This window comes from Polaribacter sargassicola, assembly GCF_021991835.1.
Taxonomy (GTDB): domain Bacteria; phylum Bacteroidota; class Bacteroidia; order Flavobacteriales; family Flavobacteriaceae; genus Polaribacter; species Polaribacter sargassicola.
The window spans coordinates 312,700-331,592 of sequence record NZ_JAHDAU010000002.1 but is presented as its reverse complement, the minus strand read 5'-3'; the positions used below and the strand labels follow the sequence as shown (position 1 = coordinate 331,592).

Here is an 18,893-nt window from a genome sequence, read left to right as displayed (position 1 = left end):
AATGCTTAAGTATATTAAAAGGAAAGAGCTTAATGTTGATAAATATGATAGCTGTATAAAAAAATCTGTGCAATCTAGAATTTATGCTTTTTCTTGGTATTTAGATATTGTTACTGATAATTGGGATGTTTTAGTTTTAGATGATTACAATGCTGTAATGCCAATTCCTTGGAAAAAAAAATACGGAATTAAATATGTAAGTCAACCTTATTTTTGCCAGCAATTAGGTGTGTTTTCTAAAGAAAATCTGCCAGAGATTTTGCAAAAAAAAATGATTGATAACATCTGTAGTAGATTTGCAAAAATATCTCTTAATTTTAATGCAGAAAACTCTTTAAATTTTAAAAATATTCAACCTTTAAATAACTATGTTTTAAAGTTAGATAATTCTTATGAGGTTCTTTTTAAATCTTTTTCTAAAGGAAGGAAGCATGCAGTAAAAGTTGGAGAGAAAAATAATTTATGTATTAAAACTACTACAATTTTAGAGTTAATTAATATTAAAAATAAGTTTTATAATTATGCTGGTTTTTCTGCAGAAAAACTATCAGAGATTTGTAAAACTATTTTAAAAACAAATAAAGGGTTTATTCTTGGTGTTTTTAAAGAAGATGTATTAATTGGTGGAGGTGTATTTTTAATGTCTAATAATAAAATAACCTATCTCTTTTCTGCTTTTAATAATGAAGGAAGAAAACTACAAGCAGCAAGTTTTTTAATTAAAAGTGTAATTAAAAGAAATGAAAATTCTAATTTTATTTTAGATTTTGAAGGAGGTAATTTACCAAATACAGCTACCTTTTTTAAAGGTTTTGGAGCCAAAGTAGAAGAGTATCATCAATTCATTAATCAAAATTTTCCTTTTAATTTTAAGCTTTTTTAAGTAGTATTTTTTTATACAAAACAAAAAACCAAAGTAAAGAAATAATACCAGTAAACCACATTAGAATAGCAGATGTAATTGCAGCACCTTTTATACCATATTTAGATATTAAATAATAATTGCTAATTACATTTAGAATAAGCGCAAAACTAGATATGTAGTAGTTAATGTGAGCTTTTCCTATTGATGATAATAAATTACCAAACAATCCTCTTAGAATATAAATACCTGTAATTCCTAAAACTAGTATTAAAAAAGTATCTGTATATTTTACAAAATTAGTGTCTAAAAGAGATAGAATTTCAGTGGAAAAAAACCAACAAAAAGCAAATAAAAAGAGACTGGCAAAAGTGAAAAAAAGCATATAGCTTTTTATATAATTTACAATATAGTTTTTGTCATAAATCTTTTCTGTAAATGTAACAAAGTCTGTTGAAATAAAAACTCTTGGTAAAAACAAAAGACTAAACGGAATTAAAGAAATATACCTGTAATTAGTAATCATTTCTGTGTCTTCTAATAAATACCCAATTAACAAAATATCTATAGCAAAAAGTAGTTGTGTAACAACATTAGATAAACTTGCAAAAAAACCATATCGCCAAAAAGAAAAATCTATTACATGTGTTTTTATTTTTGATTTATAATTGATGTTTAGTTTTTTAAGAAAAAAGATAGCAGTTAAAAGAGGTGTAGTTAATAACGCAATTGCATAACCAACTTCTTTAAAAAAATAGCTTAAAGTAAAAACACTTATTAATAAAATAACACTTTGTGAAAATTCGGTGTAAGCAAAAATTTTGTTATTATGTAGAAGCCTAAATTGTGCTCTTATAATCTCTAATAAAAAAGAAGGAAGTATAATAAATGATAAAACAACAATATAAGTATAAGTGTTTTTAAATTGAAAATTGATAAAAAAACAAATACAAATTATTAATAGAATTAAAATGATTGAAGCTAATAACCCTTTTTTTAAAACATATAAAAAAAGATTGTTTTTTTCGGCTTCACTTTTAGCTAAAGCACCATATCTTATTAAACTTTGATGTAATCCTAAGCCACCAATAGGAATTAAAAAAATAATAATATTATAAGCAAAAAGTACAACCCCAAGTTCATTATTAGGTACTAATCTTAAAGCAAGCCAAGAAGCAACAAAAGATAAAATTTTGGCAATAATTGTAGCCCAAAAAACATAGTTACCTTTTCTGTTTATAAAATTTGAAATATAAGATTTTAATAAATTCAAATTATTTTTTTAATGATTTATAATAAAGTGAAGAAAACTCATTTGCTATTACATCTTTATTAAATCGATGTTTTACAAATAAGTGCATTTTGTAAGAGTCTAAATTAGCAAAAATTGTTTTATAATTTAAAATAGATTCTAACAATAATTGTTCATTTTTAATAGGAATTACTTTACAAAAATCTAAGTTCTTTAAACTTGTAGCAATTCCGGTATTTGTTGATATAACTGGTGTGCCACAAGCAATAGCTTCGGTAATTACAATGCCAAAAGTTTCGTAATTACTAAAAGAAATACAAAGAGAAGCTTCTTGTAAATTGCTAACAATTTCTGAATGACTTATATGCTCTAAGAAAGAAATTTTACTATTTTTAATATCAAGTTTGTTTAAGTATTCGTTATATTCATTTCCATTATTTCCTATGAATTTCCATTCAAAATACGTCAATTTTTCACTTAAAAGTTTTGCTACACGTAACATTCCTTTTATATTTTTATGATCATCTTTTAAAGAAGAAATATGTACAATTTTTAGAAAAGTAACTTCTTTTTTAGCCGGAATAAATAGATTGGTGTTTACTACGTTTGGCACTGTTTTATAGTTGCCTTTAAAACCTAATTCTTTCATAGTTATAGAAAGATAATCACTTACAGAGCAAACTGCATAAGCATTTTTTACAATACATTTTGTAATTTTTTTTTGAAAGAAATTAATCTTAAATTCAGAATTTCTTAAATAACCTGTAAAATGCTCAGAAATAATATATGGCTTTTTTTGAAACCATTTTAAGTATAAACTAAAAACTCCAAAAGGAAATAATTGGTTAAGGTGAACAACATCAAAATTTCCTACTTTTTTAATTAGTAAATGAAAGGCTTTTATAAATAAGTACGCTTTTTTTAGAGGATTCTTAACTGCTTTTAAATAAGCTATATGTGTTTCAATTCCATTAATAACATTGGTTGATATTTCTATGTCTGTAACGTTTTTTTCATCAGAAATTATATGTAAAACAATTACATTATGGTTTAAAGAAACTGCTTCTGCATGTCTTTGAATAAAATCGCCATTCGTTTTTAATACCCTAGAAGGGTACCAGCCACATAAAAATAAAACGTTCAGTTTAATGCTCAAGAGGTTTAGTTTTACACAAATATAGTACACTAAAGCTTTCTTTTTTATATATAATTTATACATTTACTTTATGAATAATATAAAACACGTTTTTTTTGACTTAGATCATACTTTGTGGGATTTTGAAAAAAACTCTGATTTAACTTTTCAAAAGGTTTTTGAGGTTAATAAGATAAATGTAGATATGTCTACTTTTTTAAAAGTATATAAACCTATTAATATTGATTTTTGGAAACTTTATAGAGAAGATAAAGTAACTAAAGACCAATTAAGATACGGTAGGTTAAAGAATACTTTTGATGCAATAAATTATTTTATTTCTGATGAAACTATTAATTTAATAGCAAACGAATACATAGATTATTTACCTGATTTTAATTATCTTTTTGATGGAGCTACAGAGCTTTTAGATTATTTAAAAAGCAAATACCAATTGCACATTATTACCAATGGTTTTAATGAAGTGCAAAATAAAAAAATGAAAAATTCTAATATCTATAACTATTTTAATCAGGTAATTACATCGGAATCTGTGGGTGTTAAAAAACCAAATCCTAAAGTGTTTACACATGCATTAAATCTAGCAAAAGCCAATGTTAACAACTCAATTATGGTTGGCGATAATATAGAAGCAGATATAAATGGAGCACTAAATATAGGCATGAAAGCCATTCATTGTAATTTTAATAATGTTACCCTAAAAGAAAGTAATTTTATTTCTGTAAATTCTCTTTTAGAAATAAAACACTATCTTTAGCCGCTATTATAAATTATAATAGATAAAAATTTTTTATTAAATAATGTATTCCAAAAAAATAATCCCCCTGTTATTTTGTTGGTTTTCTATAACTTCTTGTGTGAGTGATTTAGATTTTACACAGATAGAAGACTATACAGCAAGTCAAGAAATTACAACTTCTTTAATTTACTTTACACTTTTACCAAACCATTTCATTAATGAATCTGGAGCAATACAATCTGTTAAAACAGATGTAACAGATTTTGAAGGTTTTCAAAACGATTATATTAAAGATAATATTGTAGAAGCTACTTTTTATGTAGAGATTAAAAATGAATTTGATACCAGTTTTTCAATTCAGTTTGATTTTTTAGACGACAATAATAATGTTACTTACAGTATAACTAGGTTAGAAATAGCTAGTAACCAGTTAGATTATACTTTTGAAGAAAATGTCATAATTAATAATCATCCTAATATAAAAAATACTACTAAAATAAGGACAACTGTAGTCGTTAACAATTCTACAGTTTTATTAACCTCTAATGAAACAAATGAACTAGAGTTTAAGTCCGCATCAAAAATTTATTTAGTAACAGGTGATTAAAATGAGAAGAATTTCCCCCCTAATTTTTATATTATTCATAACATTTTCATATTCACAAAACAAACAATTATTGTATGGTTTTGCAGAATTGCCACAAACTCTACTTTTAAATCCAGGAGCAGAAACTAATTATAAGTTTCATATAGGAGTTCCTCTCTTATCTGGGATTTCTTCAGAGTTAGGTTCAACAGGTTTTTCAATGTCAGATTTGTTTCTTAATGATGGCATAAGTATTACTGATAAGGTAAATAATGTTTTAAATAAATTAGATAGTAAAGATCATCTTAAATTTAACATGCAATTAGAGTTGTTTAGTGGTGGTTTTAGGTATGATGATAAAAAATATTTTAGTTTTGGTATTTATGAAGAAGTAGATGTAATTTCTTACTTTCCAAAAGACGTATCAGTATTTTTTACAGAAGGTAATTCACCTTATTTAGATCGTCAGTTTTCAATTTCAGATCTAATGTATAAGGCAGATGTTTTAACTGTTTTACATTTTGGAGTTACAAAAAAGGTAGACAAACAACTAACAGTAGGAGGTAGGTTTAAAATTTATACTTCTACTTTAAATTCAGAATCATTTGATAATACGGGAACTCTTACAACTGTAAATGGTACAAATAATATTTATGCGCATCATTTAAGTAATTTAAATGTTAATATAAGAACTTCTGGTTTAATGGAAAATGATGAAATGATACAAGATCCTGGTACTTACTTAAAAAACACACTTTTAGGAGGTAATTTAGGTTTTGGGTTCGATTTTGGATTTACATATCATCAATCAGATCAATTAGAATTTACAGGTAGTATTATAGATTTAGGTTTTATAAAGCATACAAATAATATTACTAATTATTATGCATATGGTAATTATACCTTAGATGGAATTGAATTTTTATTCCCTAATGAAAGAGTTGATTATTGGCATAATTTACAAGAAGATTTCGAAGAAAAGGTGCCAAATGATGAAAATCAAGATTCTTATATTTCTTGGAGACCAACTAAATTAAATGGATCTTTAAAGTATAGTTTTGGAGAAAAAAGAAGTAAATATTGTTATGATAATACTTTTAAAAACTTTTACTCTAATGCTTTAGGAATTCAGTTAAATGCAGTTTTTAGACCTTTAAGGCCACAACTTGCATTAACCGGTTTTTATCAAAAATCTTTTTTAAATAAATTACATACAAAGGTTACTTATACAATAGATGAATACTCTTTTTATAATGTAGGTGCAGGGATTTCTGCACAAATAGGAAAAGTTAATTTTTATGGATTGGTAGATAATATAGCAAATTTTAACGATATTGCATCTGCAAATAACGTTTCGTTACAATTAGGAATTAATTTAATATTTAATTAAAATGATTAAAAAAATAATATTTAGTTTATTAATTTTTACAGCTATATCAGCATACAGTCAAGATGAAAGTATAAGTAATTATAAATATATAATTGTTAAAGACAAATTCGATTTTTTAAAAAAATCAGATCAATATCAAACAAGTTCTTTAACTAAGTTTTTATTAAAGAAAAAAGGGTTTGAGGTTGTTTTAAGTAACGAAGATTTACCAAATGATTTAAAATTAGGCGGAAAATGTTCTGCTTTAGAGGCTTCTGTAGAAGATGAGTCTAATATGTTTACGGTTAAAAGTATTATTGTTATAAAAAATTGTTTCGGAGCTGTTTTATATACTTCACAAGTAGGTAAAAGTAAATTAAAGGATTACAAAAAAGGATATCATGAAGCTATTAGAAGAGCTTTTGAAACGATGGAAGATTTTAACTATAGTTACAAGCCTAAAAGTGAAACACCAAAGACAGATAAAATAATAGCTAATAAAACAGATAAATTACCAGCTATTAAAAATTCTAATAAAAAGGTTAAAGAAGAGACTAAAGAAGCTAAGCCTATAGAAATCTTATATGCACAAGAAAAAGGAAATGGGTTTCAATTAGTAAATAGTAAACCAGAAGTTGTTTTCGAAATTTTAAAAACTAGAAAAGAAAATGTTTTTATTATAAAAGGTAAAGACGGTACACTTTATAAAAATGAAGATAAGTGGTTTGCAGAATTTTATGAAAATGATAAATTAGTTAAAAAAGAATATCAAGTTAAATTTTAATAATCATACTTGTCTTTCCATCTTTTTTTTAGAGTTTCTCTAAAATTATTTTCTCGAGAATTATTACCTGGTTCGTAAATTTTTGTTCCAGAAATTTCATCAGGTAAAAATTCTTGTTCAACAAAATTATTAGGGTAATTATGAGAGTATTTATAATCTTTACCGTAATCTAAATCTTTCATTAATTTTGTTGGTGCGTTTCTTAAATGTAACGGAATAGATAAATCGCCTGTGTTTTTAACTAAATTTAAAGCATTATCTATTGCTAAGTAAGATGCATTACTTTTAGGAGAATTGGCTAAATAAACAGCACATTGGCTTAAAATAATTCTAGATTCGGGATTACCTATAACAGAAACTGCCTGAAAAGTATTATTTGCTAAAATTAATGCGGTTGGGTTTGCATTGCCAATATCTTCAGAAGCAGAAATAAGCAATCTTCTGGCAATAAACTTTACATCTTCACCACCTTCAATCATTCTAGCTAACCAATACACAGCAGCATTAGGGTCACTACCTCTTATAGATTTTATAAAAGCAGAAATTATATCATAATGTTGTTCTCCGGTTTTATCGTACTTAACAGTGTTTTTTTGAATTTTTTCTAAAACTAGAGCATTTGTAATTTCAATTTCATCATCAGCAGAAACTAATAGCTCAAAAATATTTAAAAGTTTTCTTGCATCACCACCAGAAACCTGTAATAAAGCTTCTGTTTCTTTTAATTTTATTTTTTTAGTTGATAAAAGAGCATCTTTTTCCATTGCTCTATGTAAAAGAGCTACTAAATCATTTTTATCAAATGAGTTTAAAATATAAACTTGGCAACGAGAGAGTAGGGCAGGTATTACCTCAAAACTTGGGTTTTCTGTGGTTGCACCAATTAAAGTAACCCAACCTTTTTCTACAGCACCTAGTAAAGAGTCTTGTTGAGATTTACTAAATCTATGAATTTCATCTATAAAAAGTATAGGATTTTTTGCTGTAAATAATCCACCACTTTTTTTAGCTTTTTCTATAACTTCTCTTACATCTTTAACACCAGAACTTATGGCGCTTAATGTGTAAAATGGCCTATTAGATTCTGTTGCAATTATATTAGCTAAAGTAGTTTTACCAATACCAGGAGGTCCCCATAAAATTAATGAAGGAATGATTCCTTGTTTTATTAAATTTGTTAAAACGCCTTTTTTACCGATTAAATGTTGCTGACTAATATAATCATCAAGTGTTTTAGGTCTAATTCTTTCTGCCAAAGGTTCATTCATACAGTAAAAATAATAAAGATTTCTGACAGAAATTGTATAATTTGTATTTGGTTCTATTTTTGTTATTTTTATTTTGATGAATCAAGAGAATCAATTTAAAATATCAAAATCAATTTTTACAATTCCGGTTGTATATGTTGTTGTAATTTGGTTTGTTTATTGGTTAGAAATTCAGTTTGATTATAATTTTAATAAATATGGTGTTTATCCAAGAACATTAGAGGGGTTTAGAGGTGTTTTTTTAACTCATTTTATCCATAGCAACACAAGTCATCTTTTTAATAATTCTATTCCTTTATTTGTGTTATTATCATCTCTTATGTATTTTTATAAAGATGTAGCTTATAAAGTTTTATTTTTTGGTGGCTTTTTTACTGGCTTTTTAACTTGGTGTATTGCTAGAGAATCTTATCATATTGGTGCAAGCGGTATTGTATATTTACTTTTTAGTTTTATTCTATTTAGCGGAATTATAAAAAAACACTATAGATTAGTAGCTCTTTCTTTAATCATAATTTTCTTATACGGAAGTATGATTTGGTATGTTTTACCAATAAAAGAGGGGATGTCTTGGGAAGGTCATTTATCAGGTTTTTTATCAGGTTTTTTATTCGCTTTTATTTACAGAAAAAAAGGAATTATTAAAAAAGAATATCAATTTAAAGAAACAGAATTCGATTTACTTTTTGATGAGAATGGTAATTTTAATCCACCTGTTCTAGAAGAAGAGTCAGAAAATTTAGAAGAATAGAGTAGTTATATAAAATAAAAAAGACACCTTAAAAGATGTCTTTTTTATCGATTATAAATTCGGTTGAGGTGTTAGCCTTAAATAAGGCTTTACTTCTTTGTGACCTTTTGGAAACATTTCTGGTATCTGTTCATTTGTTACTGCAGGTGCAATTACGCAATCATCACCACTTTGCCAGTTTGCAGGTGTTGCAACTTTATGGTAAGCTGTTAATTGTAAAGAATCAATTACTCTTAGTAATTCATCAAAATTTCTACCAGTAGAAGCAGGATATACTATAATTAATTTCACTTTTTTATCAGGACCAATTATAAATACAGATCTAACGGTTAAGTTATTATCTGCATTAGGATGTATCATATCATATAATGTAGATACTTTTTTATCTTCATCTGCAATTATAGGGAAACTTACAGTTGTGTTTTGTGTTTCATTAATGTCGCTAATCCACCCTTTGTGCGAATCAAGTCCATCTACACTTAAGGCAATTGTTTTTACATTTCTTTTATCAAACTCTGGTTTATATTTTGCTACAGTTCCTAATTCTGTAGTACAAACTGGTGTGTAATCTGCAGGATGCGAAAATAAGATTCCCCAACTATCTCCTAACCATTCATGAAAATTAATTTCTCCTTCTGTCGACTGTGCTGTAAAGTTTGGTGCTGTATCACCTAATCTAATAACGCTCATTTTATAATATTTTAAGGTTAATAATGATGTAAGTTACAATTTTATTAGTCTAATGATTAATTTTAGAAGTGAAATTGATGTTAAATGAAATTTATTAGTTTTAACATTTTATAAATTTACTTAGAAAAGCATACTATACTTGTTTAGCAGAAATAAAAAAACCACCTTATAAAAGGTGGTTTTTAATTAAATTAATATGTTGTTTTTAAGATTATAAATTAATCTTAAAGTTTTTAATATTAGAAGAATTGTTTTGCTTACGCTTTTCTTCCATTAATTCGTTTTTCTTTTCTAAAGACTTATAAGTTTTAGAGTTACTCTTAGCGTAAGTACCAACTCTAGTATAAATGTAATCAATATCATCTATAGCAGTACCATCATCACTAACAATTAATTGTAACCAGTGGTCAATTGTTCCACCTTCAAAGTCGTAGAAACCAGGGTAGTAAGAACCGAAGAAAGACCAAGGAGCCCATTCTGAAATTACTGGCTCTCCAGAAGTATAAGTAATAGGCATACCAGAAGTTTGATTTTCATCTAATACTTCTAAAACTCCTTCTTCTCCAAGTTTTATTTTGAAAAACTCTGGCTCTCTAGGGTAACCATAATCAATTAAAGGTGCAAATATATTTATACCTAATAAAGTTAGCCCTTCAGGGTCAGTAGGGTCAAGTGTTAACTCAACAGAGCCGGTATCAGGTAGAAAAAGTGAAGCATTATTAACATATATAGATTCTAATAAACCACCATAGAAAACTGTGCTATAATCCCAAGTACCTTGCATTAGGTATGCAGTTTCAGCTAAAGTATATGCTCTAGTAGAAAAGTAATAATCAAAGCCAGTTAATGCAGCTACACTTTTACCAGATTTATCTGTAAAAGTACCTTCATCCCAAGTAACAATTATAAAATCATCTTGCTGAAAAGTTCCGTGAGTATCTATAGTAATTGTTGTACCACTTGAAGTAATAGTTGAAGTGTTACTGCTTACAAGTACTGTTCTTCCAGTACCAGAACCATCATCATACGCAGAAAATGTTATGTTACCACCTTGATAAAATACAGGCTCATCAAATTGTAAAGTTAATGGTGTAAAAGGACTGATATCTGCACTTGCAAAAGCAGGAGTAGAAGAATCTCTTAAGAAACTTGGGTTTGTTGTATCTGGTGTAGTTACGTCTGTTTTAATTACTGAAGTAGCAATACCGTCTACACTTGTCATAACAGAGTATATAGAGTAATCATAAGCACCATATATATCGCTGTCCATAGTATAGCTCCAAGTAGAACCAGATGTTAAATCTGCTTTATTATTTACAATACTACTAGCAGTTCTTCTAATAATACTTTCTGCATCTGGAGCTGCATCTGAAGCTAATTGTATTGCATAATACAATACTCCATCTTCATCAGATGTATAATCTACATCAAAGCTATTGTCTGTTAAATTACTTGTAGAAACAGATAGGCCAGGTGCTGGAGCATACTCTTTAGGAGTATAGTTTACTTCGTCTTTTTCACAAGAAACAAGTACAATTGCTAAAGCGAAATAATAAAATATATGTTTTAAATTTATTTTCATAATAGGATTAGTTTTTTGTTAATGTTTCTGTAATAGAGATTAAAACTCCACCACCTTGGTAAATGTCGAAACTTATAGTTAAGGTTTCAGAACAAGCAACATATTGTCCGGTACCTACAACACTATAAGCAGGTTGATCATCACCTAACCAAGTAGTAGTTGCTAAAGGTTGTAAATCTATAGTTACAACTCCTGTAATAGGATCTATATCTGCTACAACAGGGTAACTATCTACAATTACTTCATTCCAATAATCTGTGTCTGTTAAAAAACCATAACCCAACCCTTCTAATAATAAATTAGAGCCATCATGAGATGTAATTATTTGAGATGCATTTGGCCCCGCATAAGAACCACTAACATTGTCTGTACCAGACCATGTAGCCGCACCTAATTCTTCTTCTGTAAAAGCACAATCATCATCATTAAAAGTAACTGTGTAAGATTTAGAATTTGCATCTGGTCCTGGTAAACCAACTGAAGATCCATCAGAAGCACTGGTTAGTGTAAAGGTGATTATTTTGTCACCATCTTCATCATAATTATCTATAGGCATAATTTCAATTGTATCTGTATATTTATCTGGACCAAAAGTAAATTGAGATTTACCATCTACAATAATGTAATCAGAAGATGTTCCTTGTTCGTTTACAACTTCAAAATCTACAGTTATATCATTTTGAATATTTGGTATAGAAGCATATGCAGTAATAACGATTGAGTTTTGTGAGCTTTCTAGTTGAGAGCTAGACGTTACTGTTCCGAAAGAGATATAACTATCTCCGGTATATAAATTTTTATCATCCTCTTCACATGATGTAAAAACGGATATCGATAAAAATAATATAATTAATTTATAAAAATATTTTTTCATTGTGTTTAAATTTTAATTAATAACCTGTGTTATTTTCATTAATACTGTTGTTTGCATCAATCTCTGATTGAGGAAGAGGCCAAATCATTCTATAATCTGGATAAGAAATTGTAGCAATTGTAGAAGGAGAAGCAAGATCTGTTCTTATCACACTTTCTTTATTTCTTACAATATCGTACAATCTATGACCTTCAAAAGCTAATTCTTTTCTTCTTTCTAATAACGCAGCTTGAACTAATGTAGCACCTGTTGCAGTTGTAGCCGAAGCATTAACATCTGCTCTTTGTTTTATGGCGTCTAAAGCACTTTGTCCTTCAGAAATAGAACCTGCTCCGTTACCAGCAGCTTCTGCCATAATTAAATACATTTCAGAAATTCTAATTAATGGAACATCATTTGTCCATCCAAAAGGAAATTTAAAGTTATATTCGATTCCGTCTACTTCTCTAAACCAGTCTGCTCTTACGTCTGTAGAAGAGTATAAGTCTTTAATATCTGAGGTTGGAATTAAATCTCCATAACCTCCATTACCATCATCACCATCTTTTACATAAATAGAACCTAAAGAGTCAAAACCATTATGGTCGTTACTAAATGCAGGTAATTGTAATAAAGCTTCTGTAGAACTTACAGAACCATTCCAATCACTAGAATAACTTGCATTAGAGGTTAAAGAATATTGAGAATCTTGTGTTACTTCTTTAGCGGTATTAAATGCATTTGTATAATCTTCTTTATATAAATAAACTCTAGCTAATAAGGCTTTTACAGCCGTTACGTTAAATTTACTAGAATAACTATATACTGTAGTTGGTAATAAAGATTCTGCAGTTGTTAAATCTGCAATAACTTGTGCATAAACTTCTGCTACGGTAGCTCTTGATGTATATCTTTCTTGTTCATAATTGTTTAGTAAAGGTACCCCTAAATGTCCTCCATTACCATCGGCACCAGAAGCTACAGAAGCGTCTGTTGTAGAATAAGGAAAAGCAAATGTTCTTACTAAATCAAAGTGAGCCATACCTCTTATAGCATATGCGTGTCCTCTAATTTCGTCTAATTCTGCATCTGTAGCACCACTAATAGCACCGTTGTCTGCAAAATTTAAAATAGTGTTTGCTGCATTTATATTTTTATATAAATTATTCCAAACTCCTTCTACATCTCCGTTTGTACTAATAATAGAATAATTATAGTTTGAAACGAATCTACCTGAGTTTGTAGGACTTACTAAAATATTGTCTGATGCTACTTCTGGAATAACCATCATTTCTCTACCGTAATAATCTACTCTACTTAATAGATCATACATTCCGTTTACTGCTGCAGTTGCAGAGTTAAGGTCTTTAATTCCGTTATCTATATCCACTGCATCTTCTTGAGCAGGATTCAGTTCTATATCGTTACAAGCGGTAAATACCAACCCAAAACTTAACAGACTTGTATATATAATGTTTTTTAATTTCATAATATTTATGTTTATTTTTTAAAATGATAAATTAATACCTAAACTTATCGTTTTTGGATTTGGGTAAGAAAACCAGTGTGTACCATTAATAGATTGTTCTGGATCACCATTAAAATCTGTAATTGTTAGTAAGTTTGTTCCTTGAAGATAAATTTTTCCTCCGTTTAAGAAAGTATTTTTTGTAATAGCTTCAGAAAAGTTATATCCTATTGATACATTTTTAAGTCTTACAAAAGACCCATCTTCTAACCATCTAGTAGAAGCTTGGTTACTGTTTGATGAGTTACCAGAAATACGTTGTGGGTTAGCACTAATATCTCCTGGTTTTTGCCATCTATCTAATTGATCTCTAGATTGATTAAATCCAGCAAAAGCACCATCAGAATTTGTAATTCTAGAAGTATCATTGTAAATTTTATTACCATATTGATAAGATGCGTTGGCAACTAATTCCCAATTTTTGTAACTAAAGTTAGTATACACACCACCATAGAATTTAGGGTCTGCGTTACCAGATTTTACTCTTTCTCCTTCTGTGTAGTTAAATGTAATGTTACCATTTGCATCGTACCACATTGCTTGTCCTGTAGCAACGTCTACGCCTGCCCATTCTCTTAAATAAAATGTATTCCATGTTTCTCCTATTTCTCTAATGTACAAACCATCTGCCCCTAAAGTACCTTCATCTAAAGTGTTAACTTTGTTTTTAAGGAAAGTAATATTACCACCAATAGACCAGTTAAAATCTTTAATGTTTAGAACATCGTAGTTTAATTCAATTTCTGCACCTTTGTTAGTAAAACCACCTGCGTTTACATAACGTAATGTATAACCGCTAGAACCTTCAAGAGTTTGAGGGAAAAGTAAATCACTAGTTTCTCTACTAAAATAAGTTACCTCTCCAGAAAGTTTATTATTAAATAAACTAAATTCTAAACCAACGTTAAAAGAGTTTTGAGACTCCCATTTTAATTCTGGGTTAGCAGCTGTAGAGCTAGGATAAGAAGCTGGGCTTTCGTTGTAAGTATCGTTTAAGAAAATACCTTGCCATAAATATCTGTTACTAGGTAAGTTACCTTGTTTACCGTAACTAGATTTAATTTTAAGAGAGTTAATCCAAGTTAAGTCTTTCATAAAGTCTTCACTACTAACATTCCAGTTACCACCTACAGACCAAAAAGTACCCCATTTGTTGTCTGGACCAAATCTAGAAGAAGCATCTCTACGAATTGTTGCATTTAAGTAATATTTTTGTTGAAAGTTATAGTTACCGTTTAAGAAATAAGATTTTAAACTAGAATCACCTGTACTACTCGCATGTCCTGTAACAGTTGCAGCACTACCAACATTCTGTAAAATTCCATTAGGGAAATCTTCTACAACTACTTCAAAATAATCAGATCCTTCTTTGTTTATTTCTTGTCCTAATAAAACATTTAAATTATGGTCTTCATTTAATGTTTTACTCCATGTTAAAGTGTTAGTCCATGTCCAATTATAAACTTCTTGGTAAGCTCTATCAGCCGTTCCTCCAGAAGGATTACTATCGTTTAAACTACTACCATATTGTTTGTAGTTAAAAAATGATTTATCTAAACCAAATTTACTTTTTAATGTAAAATCGTTCCAAATATCTACAGCTATATCTACACTACCGATTAACCTATCAGTTACAGAACCTTCTGTATCATAGTAATTGTCTTTTATAAAAGTAGTACCACTAGTTACAGAAGCAACAGGGTTAGGTGTTCCATCAGATAAATAAGGTGTATCTGTAGGAGGGAATAAATATGTAGCAAGTATAGGACTTGCAAAGTAAGCGCTTTCTGCAAGGGCTGTCTGTTGTTCTGTTTTACTGTAAGAAAAACTCATGCCAACTCTAGAGTTTTCAGAAGTATTAGCTTGTAAATTTAAACTACTAGAAAGTCTTTCTAACCCAGATCCAACTGCAATACCTTCTTGGCTTAAATGACCTAAAGAAAGATAGTAGTTAACATTTTCATTACCACCAGAAGCAGAAAAGTTTGTGTTTTTTGTAACTGCATCCCAATCTCTATATGCATATTCAGACCAATCTGTGTCATCATCAGAATCTGGATAGTTTAAAACAGCTACAGCAGGTTCAATACCTGCGTTTATTTGTGACTCTCTTTGTAGTTCAATATATTCAGAAGCGTTTAAAACTTCAAAAAGTTCTACAGCTCTTGCAGATACACCAACTTGTGAGCTTAATGAGAATTTTGCTTTACCTTGCTTACCTTTTTTAGTTGTAATTAAAATAATACCATTAGCACCTCTTGCTCCGTATATAGAGGTAGAAGAAGCATCTTTTAGTATTGTTACAGATTCTATATCTGCAGAGCTTATGTTTGATAAAGGGTCTCTATTACCAGCATCTAAACCTCCAGCACCTAAATCACTTGCAGAATTTGAAGAAACAGGGATTCCATCAATTATATATAAAGGCTCTGTATTACCGTTTACAGAAGCTGTACCTCTAATTCTTACAGAACTGTTAGATCCTGGTTGACCAGAAGAACTAATTGATTGTAGTCCTGTTGACTTACCTTGTAATGCTTCAGCAAAGTTTGCTGTAGGTACATTTTCTATGTCTTCAGATTTTACAGTTGTTATAGATCCTGTTGTAGCTCTCTTTGCGGTAGAACCATAAGATGTTACTACAACTTCGTCTAGTACACTAGCATCTTCTTCTAAAGTAACACTAATAGTGTTAGTTGTGCCAATTGTTTTTTCTACTGTCTTGTATCCTAAGTATCTGAAAACTAAAACGTCACCTGACTTTGCTTTGATAGTGTATTTTCCATCAAAATCAGTTTCAGTACCTTTTTGGGTTTCTTTAATAACTACGCTAACTCCAGGTAATCCTCCTGATGCATCAGAAACCGTACCGGAGATAGTCTTTTCTTGCGCAAATGATATTTGCACGACTAACGCTAATAATAGCGTTAGAAATCCATTAAACTTTGTCTTCATTTTATAATTATTTGAATTAATTAAAACCAAAAATCTTAAAATTATCTTAATAAAACAATTAATTAACATTAAATATTTTATATAAAAAGGATATATTTTTTGTTAAATGAGAGTGAAATGAATGTTTTTTTTAAAAAAAATAGGGTAAACGTTATATTTTTAGTGGTTTATGTTTTTATTTTAAAAAAAATAGAATGTAAAATATTTGTTAAAAAATAAAAACCATCTACATAGATGGTTTTTATTTTTTTTGATTTTATAAAAATACGATTGTTATTGGTTTTTATAAAGCATGATAATACTCTACGATTTTTATTAAATCAGTTGGTTCTTTAATTTTTATCTTGTTTTCTGTTATGTATTTTTTTAGTTCATTTTTTTTGTCTTTATATACTTTAAGAATAGCATTGTTGCTTGTACCTACTTTTTCATATTTACCAGACTTTGTTAGAACATATGTTTGGGTTTTTTCTTTATAGGACCCTCTTTTGTTTGTGGTTGTAGAAGAGCTCCATCCACTTGCATTTGGGTCTTTGAATGATTTAGAAGTTTCTAATAAAACATTTTTTGAAGGGGCGCTAACAATTAAGTAAAATTTATTTTCCTTTTTCGTTTTGCTAAATTTATTACCTTCAATTTTAGTATAAATATGTATATTATTCTTGTCGTCTGTTATAATAAATCCAGTATAATCATCTGCATTTAATTTTTGAAAAATTTTTTCTCCATTTACTACTTTCATTGAGACCAAAAGGTTATCTGCAATTTGGTAGTTTAGTGGCATTTTTTCTGTAACGCTACCATCATTTTTAACAAGATTGCCAGAGTACCAATCATTCATTAAATAAGGGTGTCCTTCTTCATTTTCTACACCAATTCTAAACCCTGATCCAAAACTATTTGAGTTATTGGAACTTTGTGAAAAAATATTAAGTGTAATTAGAAATGAAATTATAAAGCTAAGTTTTTTCATAAATATTAAAAGTTGTTTAAAGTTGTGATCATAATATATCAATAATTATACCGCTCTTATTATGTTTTTAAAAAAAAACCTGCAATTTGCAGGTTTTTTTATTGTTATTTAAATAGTGCTAAAATTGTGTTCAGATCATCAGGACCTTGTAGTTGAACAGCCTCATTATAATTCTCTGCATTAGTTAAAGGTTCTTGAGTACTGTAACCATGTCTATTTGGTATTCCAGTAGCATTACCTTGTAAAATTGCAGGGGGGCTTAACGGTCTTTCATATCCTAAGCTTTTTTGTCTTCTCCAATCAGTCCATGTGTCATATCCCATTAAGAACCCAGCAACCCATTTTTCATATGCCATATCATTAGCATCTGTATATGGGTTTTCGGCAATATAAGTATCGGCATCAGTGCTGTTAACTCCCCATTGCTCCATAGAAGCACTTATACCTTGCTCATATAGGCTAGCAGCATCTTCAGATGTCCAGCCTAATGCAGCAGCTTCAGATCTAGCAAAAAGAACTTGAGCGTATGTATAAATTGGCATTTCTCTAGAACCATTATAAATAATGTCGCTTGTAATGTAAGAGTATTCAGCTAAAGCAGTGTTTTGGGCACCGTAAGGAGCTCCTGTATAAACCCCTGTGTTTAGAGCAGGTTCTCCCATTTTTTCTAATCTAGGATCTTCTGGAGCTAAATTTGTACCTGTACCAATTAATGCATTTACAAAAGTATCACTCAATAGGTAATCTACCCTTGTTTCAAATCTATCTTGCCATGCATTGTCGTTTAAATCATCATCTAAAAATGGATATACTAAGTTTTCTGAATTTGAAGAAATAGCACCAGAAATTGCTTCATTAAAAGCAGTTTGTCCTGTTGTTGCATCTGCGTTAGATAATGTTAAAGCCATTACCATTTTCATTGTGTTACCAAAAGTAGACCATTTAGTCATGTCTCCTCCAAATATATAATCACCTTCAATATCTCCATCCGTTATTAGAGCTAAAGCAGTGTCTATTTCGTCAATTAATGACTTGTATACTGTTAATTGATCATCATATTTTGGATATGTGTTTTCTAAACCTTGTAAAGCTTCTGTATAAGGAATCATTCCCCAACGTTCTGCCATATGTTTAAAAAAGAAAACTCTAAGTAAGCTAGCAGCTGCAATTTGGTTATTTACTGGTCCGTTGGCAGCGGCATTTGTGCTAGTTTCTGGATCTGTACAAAGATCTATTATTCTTTGAATTTCAATAAATGGTCCGTAGCTAAATGCAAATGTATCATCATCATATTGTGATGATTCTGGATATTGTCCTTCTGAAATATATTGACTATATAAGTTAGGTATAACTTGAGTAGTGTAACCTGCAACACTTCGTTCTACACCTGTTAAAAGTAAAGCAGTAGAACCTACTGTTGCGGAGTTTGGACTTGTGTTAATATCTCCAAAATCAACCGTGTCACATGCAGTAAATATTAATATACTAACTAATGCAACAAGTGCTTTAAGTTTGTTTAATTTTTTCATTTTTTATTAGTTTTTT

The 18,893-nt window shown here is 29.1% G+C and carries 16 protein-coding genes; 6 read left to right on the top strand and 10 right to left on the bottom strand.

Going from position 1 to position 18,893, the window contains the following annotated elements:
- Window position 1: 1 nt before the first annotated feature.
- Window positions 2-883 (top strand): GNAT family N-acetyltransferase, encoded by an 882-nt coding sequence (locus tag KI686_RS04875; RefSeq protein ID WP_237588140.1) that lies wholly within the window; start codon window positions 2-4, stop codon window positions 881-883.
- Here KI686_RS04875 and KI686_RS04870 read toward each other — a convergent pair.
- Together KI686_RS04870 and KI686_RS04865 are read right to left on the bottom strand one after the other, a co-directional pair.
- Entirely contained in the window at window positions 870-2,135 is a 1,266-nt protein-coding gene (locus tag KI686_RS04870; protein WP_237588139.1) for an oligosaccharide flippase family protein, read from the bottom strand. The genes KI686_RS04875 and KI686_RS04870 overlap by 14 nt on opposite strands.
- A gap of 1 nt (window position 2,136) precedes the next feature.
- Window positions 2,137-3,270 carry a glycosyltransferase family 4 protein gene (locus tag KI686_RS04865; protein ID WP_237588138.1) on the bottom strand — a complete coding sequence of 378 codons (1,134 nt, stop codon included), beginning with the start codon at window positions 3,268-3,270 and terminating at the stop codon, window positions 2,137-2,139.
- Between the two features lie 70 nt (window positions 3,271-3,340).
- Here KI686_RS04865 and KI686_RS04860 point away from each other — a divergent pair, with 70 nt between their 5' ends.
- From KI686_RS04860 to KI686_RS04845, 4 genes are all read left to right on the top strand, one after another.
- Window positions 3,341-4,027, top strand: coding sequence for a YjjG family noncanonical pyrimidine nucleotidase (locus KI686_RS04860; protein WP_237588137.1), 687 nt, complete (start codon window positions 3,341-3,343; stop codon window positions 4,025-4,027).
- Window positions 4,028-4,127: 100 nt separating this feature from the next.
- Window positions 4,128-4,616: a hypothetical protein gene (locus KI686_RS04855; protein ID WP_237588136.1), complete on the top strand. Its 489-nt coding sequence runs from the start codon at window positions 4,128-4,130 to the stop codon at window positions 4,614-4,616.
- A gap of 1 nt (window position 4,617) precedes the next feature.
- Window positions 4,618-5,985: a DUF5723 family protein gene (locus KI686_RS04850; RefSeq protein WP_237588135.1), complete on the top strand. Its 1,368-nt coding sequence runs from the start codon at window positions 4,618-4,620 to the stop codon at window positions 5,983-5,985.
- Window position 5,986: 1 nt separating this feature from the next.
- A complete protein-coding gene (locus KI686_RS04845; RefSeq protein WP_237588134.1) occupies window positions 5,987-6,748 on the top strand; it encodes a hypothetical protein in 762 nt (253 codons plus the stop codon).
- Here the strand turns inward: KI686_RS04845 and KI686_RS04840 are convergent.
- Window positions 6,745-8,016, bottom strand: a complete 1,272-nt coding sequence (locus tag KI686_RS04840; protein ID WP_237588133.1) for a replication-associated recombination protein A — start codon at window positions 8,014-8,016, stop codon at window positions 6,745-6,747. The two genes, KI686_RS04845 and KI686_RS04840, sit on opposite strands and share 4 nt — an antisense overlap.
- 76 nt (window positions 8,017-8,092) lie before the next feature.
- Between KI686_RS04840 and KI686_RS04835 the strand changes: the two genes are divergently transcribed.
- A complete protein-coding gene (locus KI686_RS04835) occupies window positions 8,093-8,767 on the top strand; it encodes a rhomboid family intramembrane serine protease (RefSeq protein WP_237588132.1) in 675 nt (224 codons plus the stop codon).
- A gap of 51 nt (window positions 8,768-8,818) precedes the next feature.
- On the opposite strand, the gene KI686_RS04830 is transcribed toward KI686_RS04835, so the two are convergent.
- The 7 genes from KI686_RS04830 to KI686_RS04800 all read right to left on the bottom strand — a co-directional run bounded on the left by KI686_RS04830 (window position 8,819) and on the right by KI686_RS04800 (window position 18,877).
- Window positions 8,819-9,457, bottom strand: a complete 639-nt coding sequence (locus tag KI686_RS04830) for a peroxiredoxin (RefSeq protein ID WP_237588131.1) — start codon at window positions 9,455-9,457, stop codon at window positions 8,819-8,821.
- A 211-nt stretch (window positions 9,458-9,668) separates the two neighbouring features.
- On the bottom strand, window positions 9,669-11,039 hold the full coding sequence (locus KI686_RS04825; protein WP_237588130.1) for an Ig-like domain-containing protein: 1,371 nt from the start codon (window positions 11,037-11,039) through the stop codon (window positions 9,669-9,671).
- A gap of 7 nt (window positions 11,040-11,046) precedes the next feature.
- Window positions 11,047-11,913, bottom strand: a complete 867-nt coding sequence (locus KI686_RS04820; RefSeq protein ID WP_237588129.1) for a hypothetical protein — start codon at window positions 11,911-11,913, stop codon at window positions 11,047-11,049.
- A gap of 16 nt (window positions 11,914-11,929) precedes the next feature.
- Window positions 11,930-13,381, bottom strand: a complete 1,452-nt coding sequence (locus KI686_RS04815; RefSeq protein WP_237588128.1) for a RagB/SusD family nutrient uptake outer membrane protein — start codon at window positions 13,379-13,381, stop codon at window positions 11,930-11,932.
- A gap of 18 nt (window positions 13,382-13,399) precedes the next feature.
- Window positions 13,400-16,375: a SusC/RagA family TonB-linked outer membrane protein gene (locus KI686_RS04810; RefSeq protein ID WP_237588127.1), complete on the bottom strand. Its 2,976-nt coding sequence runs from the start codon at window positions 16,373-16,375 to the stop codon at window positions 13,400-13,402.
- Between the two features lie 283 nt (window positions 16,376-16,658).
- Window positions 16,659-17,348 (bottom strand): hypothetical protein, encoded by a 690-nt coding sequence (locus KI686_RS04805; RefSeq protein WP_237588126.1) that lies wholly within the window; start codon window positions 17,346-17,348, stop codon window positions 16,659-16,661.
- Window positions 17,349-17,452: 104 nt separating this feature from the next.
- Entirely contained in the window at window positions 17,453-18,877 is a 1,425-nt protein-coding gene (locus KI686_RS04800) for a SusD/RagB family nutrient-binding outer membrane lipoprotein (RefSeq protein ID WP_237588125.1), read from the bottom strand.
- Between the last annotated feature and the right edge of the window lie 16 nt (window positions 18,878-18,893).